The organism is Ruminococcus sp., from assembly GCF_024684275.1.
The window spans coordinates 1-2,495 of record NZ_JAIKXF010000116.1 but is presented as its reverse complement, the minus strand read 5'-3'; the positions used below and the strand labels follow the sequence as shown (position 1 = coordinate 2,495).

3 protein-coding genes are annotated in these 2,495 nt (G+C 43.0%); all 3 read right to left on the bottom strand.

What is annotated here, in order from left to right; genetic code table 11:
* On the bottom strand, positions 1 to 1,016 hold a 1,016-nt coding region (locus K5677_RS13280; RefSeq protein WP_296728902.1), incomplete at its 3' end, for an amidase family protein.
* Positions 1,016 to 1,282, bottom strand: coding sequence for an Asp-tRNA(Asn)/Glu-tRNA(Gln) amidotransferase subunit GatC (gene gatC / locus K5677_RS13275; RefSeq protein ID WP_296728900.1), 267 nt, complete (start codon positions 1,280 to 1,282; stop codon positions 1,016 to 1,018). The genes gatC and K5677_RS13280, both read right to left, overlap by 1 nt.
* Before the next feature lie 116 nt (positions 1,283 to 1,398).
* Positions 1,399 to 2,403 carry a cell wall hydrolase gene (locus K5677_RS13270; protein ID WP_296728897.1) on the bottom strand — a complete coding sequence of 335 codons (1,005 nt, stop codon included), beginning with the start codon at positions 2,401 to 2,403 and terminating at the stop codon, positions 1,399 to 1,401.
* Positions 2,404 to 2,495 lie beyond the last annotated feature (92 nt).

Here is a 2,495-nt window from a genome sequence, read left to right as displayed (position 1 = left end):
TAAAGCTCGGAGAGATCTGAAGTATCTGCACTTCTGTGACCGTAGCGTACTCCGTCATATCTTGCAAGATTGGACGAAGCCTCCGCAGATGATATTATGTAATAAGCCTTTACGGCATCTCTTACTGAAGGAATGGAGACTTTAACAAGCTTTGCGCCTCTTTTCTCCATAATTTGCAAAGCGTTTCCGATACAGCTTTCTACCTCTTCCGACATATACGAGTCAAACACCTCATTTGGAATACCAATCTTTGTACCTTTAAGTGTATCACTAAGTTCAAATGAAAAATTTTTTCTGATTGTTGTCACATCTTTGTCGTCGTATCCGTTTATTATATTGTGAAGGAAATAAGTATCCCTGACATTTTTGCCGAAAGAACCGATCCTGTCAAGAGATGAAGCAAAAGCAATAAGCCCATATCTTGAAACCGATCCGTATGAGGGACAAAAGCCTACAACTCCGCAGAATGACGCAGGCTGACGTACTGAACCGCCTGTATCGGAACCGAGTGCGATAACCGCCGCGCCGCTTGCTACAGCTGCTGCCGAACCACCTGATGATCCGCCTGCCGAAAAGCCTTCCTTTACCGGATTGACTACCCTGCCGAATATTCCAGTATCCGAGGCCGAACCCATAGCAAATTCATCCATATTTGTCTTGCCTGTTATTACAGCTCCCGCAGCTTTAAGCCTTTCTATGACAGTTGCATCATAAGGAGGTATATAGCTTTCAAGCATTTTTGAAGCACAGGTCGTCCGAAGTCCTTTTGTGGAAATATTGTCCTTTACGGCGATCGGTATGCCAGTTAGCATTGTAACTCCTTCCCCTGCTGCAAGCATCCTGTCAGCTTCCTCGGCTTGCTGAAAAGAATTTTCATTATATGTTATGTAACAGTTCAGTCTGTTTTGCACATTTTCAGCTCTTTTGACAACGTCTTCAAGCAATTCCTTCGCACTGCACTGTCTGTTTACAAGCATATCATGAAGTTGGGCAACGTTTTTATCACAAAGACTCATCAGTGCTTCACCGTCCTTGGTACCGAAAAACATCCGTTATACGTTTCGGGAGCGTTCATAAGCAGCTCTTCACGGCTGTATTCGGAAGAAATTACTTCATCTTCTCTCAGCTCCATTTCAATAGCATTACACTGCTCATTGCAAAGCTTTGGAAGATCGGAGACCATATTTATCATTTCAGTCATTTCGGCGGATATTTTCTCTGATTCATCTTCATTTACTTCAAGCATTGCCAGCTCGGCGATGCGTTTGATATTGATATCCATGAATTTCTCCTTAGTGATAGTATAAAAAGATTATATCACATTTTCAAATCAATATCAACCATAACGCAGATAAAACAAAAACAGCCGGCTGTATGCCGACTGTCCTTTGATGTTAATCAATAGTGTGTTCTGAAAACATTCTGTCCGTTAACGCCTGTAAAATATAAATAACCCTGAGTAAAGGATTCAGGCTCCGAAAAATAAAGTGTTACCGAGTCTTTAACGCTTTGTGTAACCTTTGAAGAGAACGTACCGAGATTAACGTAGCTCCATGCTCCCGAAAATTGTCCGGCTTGTGTGAGCACGTCGTAGACTGTGTTCGGGTAGTCAGGAGAGTTCACTCTATTCATGATCACTTCTACTACATTCGCTTTGTTATAATCACTGATCCAGTTACTGCCGGCCTCATGACCTACTGCATTACAAAGAAGTATGTATTCTTCCTGTGATATCGGCAGTTCAAAATCAGTTGATTCAACATCGATAGATGTCGGCTCTGTCTCGGGTTCAACATATGTCTCTGTTGTTTCCGTAGGAGCCTCAGTTACTGTCTCAGCAACAGTTGTAGTTGTTTCTGTTGTTGCAGAAGTAACTGTAGTAGTTACCGTAGTTGTAGTTTCCTGCGTTGTAGCAGCCTGTGTTGTTGTCGAAGAAATTTCAGCTATGGTAGCTGTTGCAGCTTCCCTTATTACATCGGCAGCAGTAGCAATAATAGATACTGTTGTTGTCGGCTGTGTGGAAGCCTGTGTGATTGCAGCCGGCGCGTGAGCCGGTGCTGGCACCGATCTTGAAATCTTTGCAGCATTTGTAGCTGCTGTACTGTACTGAGAAGTTGTGCCTTCCTGTGCAGAACGTGAATTTTTGCTTGCAGCTGATGTATTATCAGCTATGTTAGATTTCTTGGTGGTTGTTCCTTTGTTTGCGGTTGCCCTTTCTGTCTCATCTGCTGTTGCAGATGTTGAAGCTCCGTCCTTGTCATAGTTCATGACATCAACTTTTTCTTCAGAGACGATATCAGCTGTTCTGATGGTAGAGGAAGTAAGATATGCAACTCCTGCACCACCGCCCAGAACTGAAGCAACCACTCCGCAAGCTATCGCTGCGGCTTTGAGATTACCCATCAACTCATCCTTTCCTGAAAAAAGAATTTTCAATTTTTTCGGGCTGTTGATATGATAACACATCTGCCCCGAAATGGCAATACTTTCAAAAT

Bases quoted from the DNA above. Each gene is read 5' to 3' on its own strand.
- gatC (WP_296728900.1), bottom strand. From the start codon at position 1,282: ATGGATATCAATATCAAACGCATCGCCGAGCTGGCAATGCTTGAAGTA.
- K5677_RS13270 (WP_296728897.1), bottom strand. From the start codon at position 2,403: ATGGGTAATCTCAAAGCCGCAGCGATAGCTTGCGGAGTGGTTGCTTCA.